Origin of the sequence: Micromonospora citrea, assembly GCF_900090315.1 — a bacterium.
Lineage (GTDB): Bacteria > Actinomycetota > Actinomycetes > Mycobacteriales > Micromonosporaceae > Micromonospora > Micromonospora citrea.
The window spans coordinates 5,136,747-5,149,574 of the sequence record NZ_FMHZ01000002.1 but is presented as its reverse complement, the minus strand read 5'-3'; the positions used below and the strand labels follow the sequence as shown (position 1 = coordinate 5,149,574).

Below are 12,828 nucleotides of genomic sequence, written 5' to 3'. Positions count from 1 at the left end.
GCCTCGGGTTCCGCCGGGTGCGGCGCGTGGCCGGGGTCGCCGGCGGCTGCGCGCCGGCATCCTGGACGCGGCCGACCCGGTCAGTCGGCGCAGGTCGTGGCGGGCAGGCCGGGCACCGGCACCGGGGACCGGCCGCCCGGCCGCGCCTTGCCGGCCAGCACCCCGGCGAGGGCGGTCATCGACGCCCGGCTGGAGGAGTACGTGGCCAGCAGGGTCGGCGACTTCGCCTTCGCCAGCACGTACGGGGTGTCCATGGCGACCGTGACGGCGGCGTCGGCGCGCAGGTCACCGGCCCCGTCGCCGTACCCGACCAGGTGCACCACCGTGCCGCCGCTGGGCACCACCTTCACCCCGGCGGCGGTGAGCGCCTCGGTCAGCGCCGCCCGGGTGTGGTCCCGCCCGCCGGAGGACGTGACGGTCACCGGGCCCCGCACCGCGCCGCCGCAGGAGCCCCGGAGCATGGTCACGGCCGCCGCGGCCAGGTCCTCCGCCGCCTTCCGGTGCGCCGGGTCGCCCAGCGTGGACAGCTCGGGCGCGGGCCGGTCGGCGAGCTTGAACTTCATCGTCAGCACCCGGGTGGCCGCGTCGACGAGGCGGGCCCGGGGCAGCGAGCCGTCGCGGAGCGCGGCGAGCAGCCCGTCGTACGCCTGACCGACGTGCGGCGGCATCAGGATCAGGTCGTTGCCCGCCTTCAGGGCGCGCACCGCCGCCTCCCCCGGCGACCAGCGCTTCGCCGGCGGCATGTTCATCCCGTCGGTGATCACCACGCCCTGGAAGCCGAGCTGGCCGCGGAGCACGTCGGTGAGCAGCTTGTGCGAGAAGGTCGCCGCGGTGCCCGGGTCCACCGACCGCGCGTCGAGGTGGGCGGACATGACGGCCATCGCGCCGGCGTCGATGCCGGCGGAGAAGGGCGGCCAGGCGTCGGTCTCCAGCGCCTTGCGGGACTGGCCGAGCACCGGCAGGTCCTTGTGCGAGTCGGCGGCGCTGTGCCCGTGGCCGGGGAAGTGCTTGACGGTGGCCGCGACGCCCGCCGCCTGCAGCCCCCGGACCGCGCCGGCCACCTGCGCCGCCGCCGCCTTCGGGTCCGCGCCGTACGACCGGGAGCCGATCACGGTGCTGCGGGTGGCGAGCACGTCGGCGACCGGCGCGAAGTCCAGGTTGACGCCCATCGCGGCGAGTTCGGCGCCGGCGGCCCGCCACGCGGCCTCGGTCAGCTCGGGCTTGCCGGCCGCGCCGGCGGCGAGGGCGCTGGGCAGCAGGGTCACCCCGTCGGTGATCCGGGTGACCACGCCGTACTCCTGGTCGGTGCCGATCAGGAACGGGGCCTGACCGGCGGGCAGCCGACCGGCGGCCTCCCGCAGGCCGGTGGTGAGCTCGCGGACCTGCTTCGGGTTGTCGACGTTGGTCGTCTCCTGGTTGCCCTTGGTGGGGTCGTCGGCGCTGAAGCCGACCAGGATCAGCCCGCCGAGCCGGTACTTCGCGATCATCTCGGCGGGGGTGTCCACCCCGGCCAGCGCCTGGTTGCCGGCCTTGGAGCCGGCCGAGACCCGGGTGGCCGCGTCGCCGTAGGCGTAGGGCATCAGCACCTGACCGACCAGGTCCTCGTCGGCGAGCGTGCCGACCAGGGCGGCGGCCCGCGCGGCCGGCTCGCCGGCGGGGGCGCTCGCGCCCGGCGTCGGGGCGGCCGGCGCGGCGGGACTCGTCGGCGCCGGCTCGGGGCGGCGCTCGGTCGGCCCGGTGCACCCGGAGACGAGCAGCGCGGTCAGGACGGCGAGCGCGACGCCGGCACGTCGCGGGGTAGTCGACACGCGGCCCATCCCACCAGTTCACCCCTTATCGGGGCAACTTGACCTCTGCCCGCGCCGGGCCGGGGGCGCTCCCGACGTGGGCGTCAGCCGACCCGGGTGAGCAGAGTCACCGGCGCGCCGTCGCCGGCGTACCGGTAGGGCTCCAGCTCGGCGTCCCAGGCGGTGCCGAGCGCCTTGTCGAGCGCGTGTGCGAGCGCCTCCGGCGCCCGCGCGCCCGCCATCAGGCTGCGCAGCCGGTCCTCGCCGAGCTGGATGTCGCCGGCCGCGCCGACGGTCGCTCGGAACAGGCCGCGCCCCGGGACGTACATGAAGCGCTCACCGTCGGCGCCGGGGCTCGGCTCCTCGGTGACCTCGAAACGGATCATGGGCCACTGCCGGAGGGCAGCAGCCAGCTCGGCGCCCGTCCCCGGGCGACCGGTCCACCCGCACTCGGCCCGGCGGGCGCCGGGGTCGACGGGCTGAGCCGTCCACTGCAGGTTGACCGGCGCGGCGAGGACGCGCGCGATCGCCCACTCGACGTGTGAGCACACGGCGAGCGGGGTCGAGTGGACGTATACGACGCCACGCGTTGGCACGGTGACCTCCCGGAGAGCGAGGTGCGTCTTCCCCTACGACCTCGATCAACCGGGTGTCTTCTGCAACACATGATGACTGCTGTGACGGATGGTGCGCCAGGGAATCGGAAAATTCGCCGACGGAATAGTCGGACGGGTGACCGCCGTTGACTCGCACGGACGCGATGACCAGCCAGGGATCGTGGTCGTGTACAGTTCCATCGGCGGCCTGTGCCGCGCACATCTTCCGCGGGCCCACTCCACCAGGTGCCGCCCGCACAGCCCCCGGACGTTCCGTCCTCCCGTACGTCTTGCAAGGAGTACCTCCGTGGCGAGCAACACCTCTAAGACCGCGCGCGCGTCAGTCCGGGCCGGCCAGGCTGGCCAGGGTGGCGCCCTCAGCGTGCTGGGCGAGTTCAAGTACCTCATCCCGCTCAACGGCGGCAAGCACGCCTACGTGCGGAACCTGACCAACGGCAAGACCGCGCACCTGCGCACCGACTCCGAGGCGTTCGTCGAGGAGATCCGGGTGCTGGCCGCCGCCGGCCACGCCGCCAAGATCCGGGCCGAGCTCAACACCCTGAACGCCACCCACCCGGGCGACGGCTGGGACGCCACCGAGAAGCGCCTGGTCGAGGCCGGCGTCTTCGAGGGCTGAGCGCTCTCCCTCCGCGACACCGGAACCGCCCGTCGGGACGATCCCGACGGGCGGTTCCGCGTCTCCGGCGCCGACGGGCGTCGCCGCCCGGCCCCGCGATCGCACGGAGCGCCTCGCCGGGCCGACGTGCGGCTGAGCCTCGCAGGGCCGGCGGGCGCCCTTCTTCACTCCGGCAGCAGGGTGACCTCGCCGGTGGCCAGGTCGTAGAGGGCGCCGACCACCGCCAGCCGACCGGCGGCGACCGGTCCGGCGAGCGCCTCGTCGGCGCGCAGCGTGGCCACCGTCCGCAGCACGTGCCGCCGGATCGCCATCGGGTGCGCCCGGGGGTCGTCGACGCCCGCCTCGGTCACCGCCGGGGCGATCTGGTCGATCAGGTGCGCCAGCGCGCCGCCCGGCGTCCGACCGGCGCGCAACGCGTCCACCGCCGAGGCGACCGCGCCGCACCGCTCGTGCCCGAGCACCATCACCAGCGGTACGCCCAGCTGGCCGACCACGTACTCGATGGAGCCGAGGACCGCCCGGTCGAGCACGTGCCCGCCGGTGCGGATCACGCAGATCGAGCCGAAGGTCTGGTCGAAGATCGCTTCCAGGGGCACCCGCGAGTCGATGCAGCCCAGCAGCACCGCGTACGGCTGCTGGTCGCCGGAGGCCGCCGCCGCGGCGGCGGTGACGTCGTGGCCGTGGACCGGCTGGCCGCTGACGAACCGGCGGTTGCCGGCGAGCAGCTCCGCCAGCGCGGCGCGGGGCGTGCCGCCGGCCGCGCGTCCGCCCGGTCGTGCCTGCGGCGACCCCATGCCCCCAGCTTGGCGGGCCGGGGCCGCGCGCGGACGCGGGTTGCGAATCTTCTCACCGGCACGGTTGGCGTGGTGTCATGGGGGGTAGCCGGTGTTACCACCGGGTATCCCCGGTGTTGCGGACCAGCGCGGCCTGGGGAGGTGGCGATGCCGGAACACGTCGAGGTACGTCTTCCCGACGACGTACGCCTGCACGTCGAGGCGACCGGGCCGGCGGACGCCGAGGTCACCGTGGTGCTGCTGCACGGCTGGACGCTCGACGGGCGGGCCTGGCACAAGCAGCTCGCCGACCTGCGGGAACGCTTCGACGGCGCGGTGCGGGTGGTGGCGTACGACGCCCGCGGGCACGGCAGGTCGAGCTGCATGGCACTGCCCACCGCCACCCTCGCCCAGCTCGGCGACGACCTCGCCGCGGTGCTCGACGAGGTGGCCCCGACTGGCCGGGTGGTGCTCGCGGGCCACTCGATGGGCGGCATGACGATCATGGAGTACGCGCACCGGCACCCCGAGCACTTCGCGGCCCGCGCCGCCGGGCTGGTCTTCGTCTCCACCACGGCCGAGGGACACACGCACACCGCCTACGGCCTCTCGCCCCGGATCGCCCGCCTGATCCGGCTGGCCGAGACCACCGGGGCCGGCGTGCTGGCCCGCTGCGGGTCCTGGCGGCCGCCCCGGGCACTGTTGCGCGCCCTGCGCCCCAGCATCCGCTGGATGCTCTTCGGCGACCGCTGCGACCCGCACGACATCCGGCTGGTCACCTCGGCGGTGGCCCGCGCCTCGCTGCGCTCCATCGGCGGGTTCCGCGCCTCGATCGGGACGCAGCACCGCCTGGACACCCTCGCCCGGCTCGCCCACCTGCCGGCCGCCGCGCTGGTCGGCGACCGGGACCGGCTCACCCCGCCGCCCTGCGCCGAGTCGATCGCCGGCGCGCTGCCGGCCACCGAACTGACCGTCTGCCCGGGTGCCGGGCACATGCTGATGATGGAGCGCCCCGACGAGGTCAACGCCGCGCTCGGCGGCGTGCTCGGCCGGGTACTCGCCGGGGCCCCCACGCCCGCGACGGCCCCGAACGGCTGACCGGTAGTCGGCCCGCACCGGACCGCCGGGCAGGGGTTTCCTCGCACCTCGGGCGCGGCCGGTTGCGCGGGAGCCGTACCCTCTTGCGGTTGGCCTGGCGCGGTTCGCGCGGTTCGCGCCGCCCGCCGCCGACGTCAGGAGGAGCGACCGTTGAGCGACCAGACCACCCTGGCGCAGGAGACCGCCGTCGAGCAGCGGCACCTCGACCGGGTGTACGCCCGGCTGGCCGAGCTGCGCCGGTCGGCGGTGCGCGCCGAGAAGGAGGGCTACCGGCTCGCCCGGGTGGGCAACTTCGGCGCGCTGGTCGAGCGGGACGCGATGGTGTTCCACGCCGCGCAGCGGCGGCACGTGCTGGACGCCGAGCACGAGGGGCTGGTCTTCGGTCGGCTGGACCTGCGCGACCGGCAGGTGCTGCACGTCGGGCGGCTCGGCATCCGGGACGAGGACGCGACGACCCTGGTGGTCGACTGGCGGGCGCCCGCCGCCGCCGCCTTCTACCAGGCCACCCCGGCGCAGCCGCTGGGCGTGGTGCGGCGGCGGACGATCCAGTCCTCCGGCGAGCGGGTCACCCGGATCGAGGACGACCTGCTCGATCCGGCCGCCGCACCCGCCGACATGGCGGTGGTGGGCGACGGCGCGCTGCTCGCCACGCTCTCGAAGGCCACCGGCCGGGGCATGCGGGACATCGTCGCCACCATCCAGCGCGAGCAGGACGAGGCGATCCGCTCCCCCGGCTCGGGCGTGACGATCGTGTCGGGCGGCCCGGGCACCGGCAAGACGGCGGTGGCCCTGCACCGGGCCGCGTACCTGCTCTATTCCGACCGCAGCCGGTACGCCGGCGGCGGCATCCTCGTGGTCGGCCCGTCCTCGGTGTTCGTCGAGTACATCGCCTCGGTGCTGCCCTCGCTCGGCGAGGACACCGCCACCCTCCACTCGCTGGGCACCCTCTTCCCGGGGATGAGCGCGACCCGGACGGACCCGCCGGCCGTGGCGGCGGTCAAGGGGTCGCTGCGGATGCGCCGGGTGCTGGAGCGGGCCGCCCGCGACGCGGTGCCGGGCGGGCCGGGCGAGCTGCGCCTGCTCTACCGGGGCGAGCTGCTCCGGCTGGACCGCCGCGAGCTGGACGCCGTCCGGGACCGGGCGATGCCCCGGGGCGCCCGCCGCAACGAGGTGCGCCGCGCCGGCTTCGACGGCGTCCTCGCCGCGCTCTGGGCGCAGGCCCGCCGGCTGGGCATCGGCCGGCTGCCGGAACAGCGCGCGTTCGAGGACGAGATCATCGAGCGGCCGGAGTTCCGGGAGTTCCTCAAGGCGTGGTGGCCGCGGCTGCACCCGCGGCACGTGCTGGGCTGGCTGGCCCGCCCGGACCGGCTGCGCCGGTACGCCGGTGGGATCCTCTCCGGGGCGGAGATCCGGCTGCTGGGCGACGCGTACCGGAGCCTGGACTCCGCCGGGCTGACGGTCGCCGACATCGCGCTGCTGGACGAGCTGGACGCGCTGCTCGGCAAGCCGATGAAGCCGGCCCGGCCGAGGCGCGACCCGTTCCAGCTGGCCGGGGGGGTCCGCGAGCTGAGCACCCACGCCGACCGGCAGCGCGCCGCCCGCGAGGCGGCCCGGCAGCGCCCCGAGGACTACCGGGAGTACGCGCACGTGGTGGTCGACGAGTCGCAGGACGTCTCACCAATGCAGTGGCGCATGGTGGGCCGGCGCGGGCGGCTGGCCTCGTGGACGGTGGTGGGCGACCCGGCGCAGACGGCGTGGACCGGGGATCCCGACGAGCTGGCCCGGGCCCGGGACCAGGCGCTGGGCCGGCGCAGGCGGCACCACTTCACCCTGACCACCAACTACCGCAACTCGGCGGAGATCTTCGCGGTGGCGGCGGCCGAGATCCGCCGGCTGCACCCCGACCTGCCGCTGCCCACCGCCGTGCGCTCCACCGGCGTCCACCCGGTCGAACTGGTGGTGCCGGCGGCGGAGCTGGAGACCGCGGTGGTGGAGGCGGCCACGGCGCTGCTCGCCGAGGTGGAGGGCACGGTCGGCGTGATCACCCCGGTGCCCCGCCAGGACGAGGTGGCGGGGTGGCTGGGCGGGCTGGGGGCGCCGCGCCTGCAGGTGGTGACCAGCCTGGAGGCCAAGGGCATGGAGTACGACGGGGTGGTCCTCGTCGCGCCGGGCGAGATCCGGGCGGACCCGGGCTCCGGCGTGCGGACGCTCTACGTCGCGCTGTCCCGGGCCACCCAGCGGCTGACCACCGTCGACCCGGTCGGCTGAGGGGTCGGCCGGCCGGCCAGTCACTTGCACATATTGCGATGTGAGCATAGTTTGGACGCGGATCCGGACGAGTGACGGAGGGTGGGCGCGTGGGCGCAGGTCATGACCACCACCACGGGTCGGTCGCGAACGCCGCGCACCGCCACCGGGGCCGGCTCTGGGCCGCCTTCGGGCTGCTCGGCGCCCTGATGGTGGTGGAGGCGGCAGCCGCCTTCCGCACCGGCTCGCTGGCCCTGCTCAGCGACGCCGGGCACATGTTCACCGACGTGCTCGGCATCGGCATGGCGCTCGCCGCGATCACCGCCACCCGGCGGGCCGACGCGGACCCGCAGCGCACCTTCGGGCTCTACCGGCTGGAGGTGCTGGCCGCCCTCGCCAACGCCGTGCTGCTCTCCGGCGTCGCGGTCTACGTGGTCGTCGAGGCGGTACGCCGGTTCGGCGACCCGCCGGCGGTGCTCGCCGGCCCGATGCTCGCCGTGGCCGTGCTCGGCCTGCTCGCCAACGTGGCGGCCTTCGCCCTGCTGCGCTCCGGCGCCAGGGAGAGCATCAACCTGCGGGGCGCGTACCTGGAGGTGCTGGGAGACCTGCTGGGGTCACTCGGCGTGATCGGCGCGGCCCTGCTGATCTCCGTCACCGACTGGTGGTGGGCCGACCCGGTGGTCGCCGTGGCGATCGGGGCGTTCATCCTGCCCCGCACCTGGCGCCTCGGCCGCGCCGCGCTGCGCATCCTGGTGCAGGCCGCCCCGGAGCACCTCGAGGTCACCAAGGTGCACGACCGACTGGCCGCCGTTCCCGGCGTCGCCGAGGTGCACGACCTGCACGTCTGGACGTTGACCTCCGGGATGGAGGTGGCCTCGGCCCACCTGACCACCGAGCCTGGCGCGGAGGTGGGCGCGGTGCTCAGCGCGGCCCGGACGGCCCTGCACGACGACTTCCAGATCGAGCACGCCACGTTGCAGATCGAGCCGGGAGCATCGCCCGGGGCCTGCGGGTCGGTTGAGTGGTAATGAGCACAACCTTAAATCTGGGAGAGTATTGTCGACTTATGTCGGATTTGACGGTAAGCGGACAGGCACCCACGGTAACGCCCGCTGCACCAGTCACACCGGCACCGGTAGGCTCGGACCCGGCCCTCGCCAGGCGGCACCCACCGGTGCCGGCGACGGCCGCCGCCTAATCGCCCGGCGGGGCGAACCGGGGAACCATGTTCGTGGGGTGCATCCGCGTCAGCGGTAGGGATCTTCCGTCCCGAACCCGTCAGCTAACCCGGTCGGCGGCTGACGGAAGGACACGTGTATGCCAGTGATGGCACCTGTACGACGACGCGCCGCCCGGATGGCGGCCCTGATCGCCGCGACGCTCGCCCTCGGCGCCGCGGTCGCCCCGGTCACCGCCTCCCCCGCGGCGGCCACCCCCCGCGCCGGCCTGCCGGCCGCGGCGCCCGGACAGGACGCGGAGGGCGGCACGCCCGCCCTGCGGGCCCAACTGGAGGCCGCCAGCAAGGGCTACCTCGACGCCAAGCGGGCCCTCGACACCTCGGTCAAGCGGCAGAAGCAGCTCACCGCGCAGCTCAAGACGACCGAGACCGAGCTCGCCGAGCGGTCGGAGAAGGTCGGCGAGATCGCCGGGCTGGCCTATCGCACCGGCCGGCTCGGCGCCGCGTCCGCGCTGCTCAACAGCAACTCGCCGGACGGCTTCATGGATCGGGCCGCCGCCCTCGACGCGGTGGCCGCCAACGAGGACCGCGCGCTGCGCGAACTCCAGGAGACCCGCGACACGGCCGTCCGCACCAAGCTCGCGCTCGACGGCGAGATCCGCGAGCAGCGCAAGCAGGTCACGCTGATGGCCAAGCGCAAGGAGCAGGCCGAGCGGGCGCTGACGGTGGCCAACCGGCAGCAGTCCGGCGGGAGCGGCGGCGCGCCGCGCGGCACCTCGACCGCGACGGCGAAGCCGGCGCCGCGCAACTCCGACGGCTCCTGGCCGTCCGAGTCGTGCAGCGTCAACGACCCCACCCCCGCCAACGGCTGCATCACCCCGCGCACCCTGCACGCGCTCAACCAGGCCAAGGCGGCCGGCTTCACCCGCTACGTCTCCTGCTACCGCCCCGGCGGTTCCGGGGAGCACCCGAAGGGCCGGGCCTGCGACTTCGCCGCGCAGAAGAGCGGGTTCGGCGGCGACGCCACGGGCGGCGACCGGACGTACGGCAACAACCTGGCGACGTACTTCGTGAAGAACGCCGACCGGCTCGCCGTGCTCTACGTGATCTGGTACAGGCAGATCTGGCTGCCCAGCAGCGGGTGGAAGTCGTACAGCGGCGCCAACGGCGACCCGTCCAGCGACCACACCAACCACGTGCACCTGTCGGTCTACTGACGCACCCGGCCCCGGTGACCCGCCCGTCGGGTCGCCGGGGCCGCGCCGCGCGTACGGCCGGTCCCCCCGGCCCGGGCCGGGCGCCCGGCTGTTCCGTCCGGGCTGCCCGAGCGTCCCGGGCCGGGCGGCCCGGTGGCGTGCCGTCAGTCGGGCGGGCGGCGGTCCAGGGCGGCACCGAGCCGGGCGGCCAGCCCCAGGTGCGCGGCGCGCGCCTGGCGGAAGGCGTAGCCGAAGAGCGGCGCGGGCGCCTCGAGGGTGATCTCGACCTCTATCCGGACGACGCCGTCCGGCTCGGCGCGCAGCCGGGTCCGGTTGCGCACGGTGGTGGCCGGCCACTGCCGCGCCACGGTGACGATCTCGTCGGGCCCGTCGGCCAGGACGTCGGCCCGGTAGGTGACCGGCAGGCGCAGCGGCCCCGCGGCCAGCCGGTCGGTGATGAGATAGCTCGCCCGCGCGCCGGGTCGGGGCGGCGCCACCCGGCGGACCCGGACGATCAGCGGGTGCAGTTCCTCCTGTCGGGCCGGGTCCGCTAGCAGGCCGGCGGCCTCGGCCGGCGAGCAGCGCGCCTGGACGGTGTAGCTGAAGGAACCTCGCCTGAGCACCCGGCCTCCCCACCGTCGCCGACGCCGTCGCCCGATCGTCGCGCACGCGCGGCACCGTGGCAACGGCGCGCCGGCACCCGCGCGGATGTCGACCGCTCACCCACCTCTGCGACTACCGTCGGCTGCTGACAGGTCACGACGCGTGTCGGTCGACGGAGGGCGGGAGCATGAACGGGTACGACGGATGAGCGGGCACGTGATGGTCTTCGCGCCCACGCCCCGGCTGACGGTGACCGTCGACCAGCCCAGCGACGCCCCGGAGCTGCACCTGCACCCCGGCGGCCAGGGCGTCTGGCAGGCCCGGATGGTGATGTCGCTCGGCGTCGACGTGGTCCTCTGCACCGCCCTGGGCGGCGAGATCGGCCAGGTGCTGGAGCCACTGCTGGTCAGCGAGGGGGTCGACCTCAAGGTGGTGCTGCGGGACTCGGGCAGCGGCGGGTACGTGCACGACCGGCGCGAGGGGTCCCGGCGGGAGGTCGTGGACGTGCCGGGCCAACCGCTCAGCCGGCACGAGTTGGACGAGCTCTACAACCTGGCGCTCGGCGAAGGGCTGCGCGCCCCGGTCAGCGTGCTGAGCGGGCCGAACGAGCCCTCGCTGGTGCCCGCCGACCTCTACCGGCGCTTCGCCGCCGACCTCGGCGCCAACGGCGGCCGGGTGGTGGTCGACCTGGCCGGCGAGCACCTCACCGCGGTGCTGGACAGCGGCGTCTTCTTCCTCAAGGTCAGCCACGAGGAGCTGATCGCTGACGGTCGGGCCGCCGGCGACGACGAGGAGCAGCTCACCCGGGCGATGTACGACCTGCACGCGGGCGGCGCCGAGAACGTCGTGGTGAGCCGGGCCGACGAGCCGGCGCTGGCCCTGGTCGACGGCGAGGTGTTCGAGGTGGAGATGCCCCGCCTGCAGGCCGCCGACCCGCGCGGGGCGGGCGACTCGATGACGGCCGGGGTGGCCGCCGTGGTCGCCCGGGGCGGCGACGTGCGCACCGCGATCCGGACCGGGGCGGCGGCCGGCGCGCTGAACGTGACCCGGCACGGCCTGGGCACCGGCCGGCTCGACTCGATCACCGGCCTGGTCGACCGGGTGCGGCTCGTGCCGGCCGGCAGCCGGCCGCAGGAGCGGACGACGCCCGACGAGCTGGCCGACCGGGCGGCCGAGCGATGACGCTGCGCGTGCTGGTCACCAACGACGACGGGATCGCCGCGCCGGGCATCCAGGCGCTGGCCCGGGCGGCGGCGGACCGGGGTCTCGACGTGGTCGTCGCCGCTCCCCTGGAGGAGGCGAGCGGCACCAGCGCCGCGATGACCGCCGTGGAGCGGAACGGGCACGTGGTGGTCCACGAGCACCCGCTGCCGGAACTGCCGGAGGTGCCGGCGTTCGGGGTGGGGGGCTCGCCCGGCTTCATCGCGCTGATCGCGGTGCACGGCGCGTTCGGGCCGCCGCCGACCGTGGTGCTCTCCGGCATCAACCGGGGCGCGAACGCCGGCCGCGCCGTGCTGCACTCCGGCACCGTCGGCGCCGCCTTCACCGCCGCGGCGAACGGCTGCCGGGCGATGGCCGTCTCCCTCGACGTGCTCTCGGCCGGGGAGGCGACGGCCGCCAGCGGGGGCGCCGCCGTGGCCGCCGCCGCCCGGGTACGCGACGCCGAGCGGCACTGGTCGACCGCCGCCCGGGTCGCCCTGGACCTGCTGCCCCGGCTCACCGCCGGGCCGGTGGAGAGCGTGCTGAACGTCAACGCGCCGGACCTGCCGCACGGCCGGCTGCGCGGGGTGCGCCGGGGCACGCTGGCCAGCTTCGGCCAGGTGCAGATGACGGTGGCGGAGTCCGGCCACGGCTTCGTGCGCACGTCCCTGGAGGAGCCCGGGCAGGCGGTGCAGCCCGGCACCGACCTGGCCCTGCTGGCCGACGGGTACGCCTCGGTGACGGCGATCCGCGCGGTCACCGAGGTGGCGGACGTCGACCTGTCGGGCCTCGGCGGCGACTGAAGTGGCCCGGCCACCGGCCGGTCAGGCGCCGGGGAGGACCTCCGGGGTCGGCGCGCCAGCGTAATAGGGCTCGGGGGCGCCGAAGAGGCCGAGCAGGCCGGTCACCCAGAGCTGCCGGTGCACGAACCGGCTCGGCTCGGTGACGACGAGCTTGACGCCGCTCACCTCAGCGGTCTGGAAGCCGGCGACCATCGCGCTGATGCCGACCGAGTCGATGAAGGTGACCAGCCTCATGTTGAGCTCGATCCGGCTAGGGCGCCCCTTGGCCAGCACCTCGGCGATCGCCTCACGCACCTCGTACGCGGTGTCGACGTCGATCTCGCCCCGAGGGGCGATCTCCACGACACCACCGGGCAGGACCGACTTCACGATCGACAGGCTCACGCGAGCACCTCCACTCGCCCGTCCGACGGGCGCCTCATCAGTACGCGGGCCGCGACCGAGAGTATTCCTCCGACGGCCTCGGTCGCCACCCCTCGGGATGAGCAATTCGCGGACGAGGACGCCTCAAGTCGCCCTTATCCGGACTTTTGACTTCTTCTTCCCCCAACGATCAGCTGGCGCTGACGCGTCGCCGACCCAGGGTAGCGGTCCCCCGTCGACACCGCCCGGTACCCGACCTCCCGGCGTGGCCCGGCCTCTTCCGCCCCGCGCGTTGCCCGCGCTGCCTAGCATCGGCTCGACGGACGGGACCTCGACGGAAGGACGACC

At 75.2% G+C, this 12,828-nt stretch carries 12 protein-coding genes and 1 riboswitch; of the genes, 7 read left to right on the top strand and 5 right to left on the bottom strand.

Annotation, left to right across the window (positions count from 1 at the left end):
* Positions 1-80: 80 nt before the first annotated feature.
* The gene (locus tag GA0070606_RS23610) at positions 81-1,817 is read right to left on the bottom strand and encodes a glycoside hydrolase family 3 protein (protein ID WP_091104343.1); all 1,737 of its coding nucleotides are present in this window, start codon (positions 1,815-1,817) and stop codon (positions 81-83) included.
* A gap of 74 nt (positions 1,818-1,891) precedes the next feature.
* Positions 1,892-2,383 (bottom strand): DUF3145 domain-containing protein, encoded by a 492-nt coding sequence (locus GA0070606_RS23605; RefSeq protein ID WP_091104340.1) that lies wholly within the window; start codon positions 2,381-2,383, stop codon positions 1,892-1,894.
* Positions 2,384-2,690: 307 nt separating this feature from the next.
* Between GA0070606_RS23605 and GA0070606_RS23600 the strand changes: the two genes are divergently transcribed.
* On the top strand, positions 2,691-3,020 hold the full coding sequence (locus GA0070606_RS23600) for a hypothetical protein (protein WP_091104338.1): 330 nt from the start codon (positions 2,691-2,693) through the stop codon (positions 3,018-3,020).
* A 164-nt stretch (positions 3,021-3,184) separates the two neighbouring features.
* Here the strand turns inward: GA0070606_RS23600 and GA0070606_RS23595 are convergent, their stop codons facing one another.
* Positions 3,185-3,814: a carbonic anhydrase gene (locus GA0070606_RS23595; RefSeq protein WP_091104335.1), complete on the bottom strand. Its 630-nt coding sequence runs from the start codon at positions 3,812-3,814 to the stop codon at positions 3,185-3,187.
* 147 nt (positions 3,815-3,961) lie between these two features.
* On the opposite strand from GA0070606_RS23595, the gene GA0070606_RS23590 reads away from it, so the two are divergent.
* The 4 genes from GA0070606_RS23590 to GA0070606_RS23575 all read left to right on the top strand — a co-directional run bounded on the left by GA0070606_RS23590 (position 3,962) and on the right by GA0070606_RS23575 (position 9,532).
* Positions 3,962-4,891, top strand: coding sequence for an alpha/beta fold hydrolase (locus tag GA0070606_RS23590; protein WP_091108084.1), 930 nt, complete (start codon positions 3,962-3,964; stop codon positions 4,889-4,891).
* A gap of 150 nt (positions 4,892-5,041) precedes the next feature.
* Positions 5,042-7,159 (top strand): HelD family protein, encoded by a 2,118-nt coding sequence (locus tag GA0070606_RS23585; protein ID WP_091104332.1) that lies wholly within the window; start codon positions 5,042-5,044, stop codon positions 7,157-7,159.
* Between the two features lie 89 nt (positions 7,160-7,248).
* Complete coding sequence (locus GA0070606_RS23580; RefSeq protein WP_091104328.1) at positions 7,249-8,166, top strand: cation diffusion facilitator family transporter; 918 nt, start codon at positions 7,249-7,251, stop codon at positions 8,164-8,166.
* Between the two features lie 153 nt (positions 8,167-8,319).
* A riboswitch (cyclic di-AMP (ydaO/yuaA leader) is annotated at positions 8,320-8,451 on the top strand.
* 13 nt (positions 8,452-8,464) lie between these two features.
* On the top strand, positions 8,465-9,532 hold the full coding sequence (locus GA0070606_RS23575; protein ID WP_176737399.1) for a coiled-coil domain-containing protein: 1,068 nt from the start codon (positions 8,465-8,467) through the stop codon (positions 9,530-9,532).
* 143 nt (positions 9,533-9,675) lie between these two features.
* Here the strand turns inward: GA0070606_RS23575 and GA0070606_RS23570 are convergent, their stop codons facing one another.
* Complete coding sequence (locus GA0070606_RS23570; protein WP_091104322.1) at positions 9,676-10,134, bottom strand: SRPBCC family protein; 459 nt, start codon at positions 10,132-10,134, stop codon at positions 9,676-9,678.
* Between the two features lie 184 nt (positions 10,135-10,318).
* Between GA0070606_RS23570 and GA0070606_RS23565 the strand changes: the two genes are divergently transcribed.
* Together GA0070606_RS23565 and surE are read left to right on the top strand one after the other, a co-directional pair.
* The gene (locus tag GA0070606_RS23565; protein WP_176737398.1) at positions 10,319-11,296 is read left to right on the top strand and encodes a 1-phosphofructokinase family hexose kinase; all 978 of its coding nucleotides are present in this window, start codon (positions 10,319-10,321) and stop codon (positions 11,294-11,296) included.
* Entirely contained in the window at positions 11,293-12,117 is an 825-nt protein-coding gene (surE, locus tag GA0070606_RS23560) for a 5'/3'-nucleotidase SurE (protein ID WP_091104320.1), read from the top strand. Before GA0070606_RS23565 ends, surE begins: the two co-directional genes overlap by 4 nt.
* Before the next feature lie 21 nt (positions 12,118-12,138).
* On the opposite strand, the gene GA0070606_RS23555 is transcribed toward surE, so the two are convergent.
* Positions 12,139-12,501 (bottom strand): STAS domain-containing protein, encoded by a 363-nt coding sequence (locus tag GA0070606_RS23555; protein WP_091104318.1) that lies wholly within the window; start codon positions 12,499-12,501, stop codon positions 12,139-12,141.
* Positions 12,502-12,828 lie beyond the last annotated feature (327 nt).

Bases quoted from the DNA above. Each gene is read 5' to 3' on its own strand.
- GA0070606_RS23610 (WP_091104343.1), bottom strand. From the start codon at position 1,817: ATGGGCCGCGTGTCGACTACCCCGCGACGTGCCGGCGTCGCGCTCGCC.
- GA0070606_RS23565 (WP_176737398.1), top strand. From the start codon at position 10,319: ATGAGCGGGCACGTGATGGTCTTCGCGCCCACGCCCCGGCTGACGGTG.
- GA0070606_RS23575 (WP_176737399.1), top strand. From the start codon at position 8,465: ATGGCACCTGTACGACGACGCGCCGCCCGGATGGCGGCCCTGATCGCC.
- surE (WP_091104320.1), top strand. From the start codon at position 11,293: ATGACGCTGCGCGTGCTGGTCACCAACGACGACGGGATCGCCGCGCCG.
- GA0070606_RS23595 (WP_091104335.1), bottom strand. From the start codon at position 3,814: ATGGGGTCGCCGCAGGCACGACCGGGCGGACGCGCGGCCGGCGGCACG.
- GA0070606_RS23590 (WP_091108084.1), top strand. From the start codon at position 3,962: ATGCCGGAACACGTCGAGGTACGTCTTCCCGACGACGTACGCCTGCAC.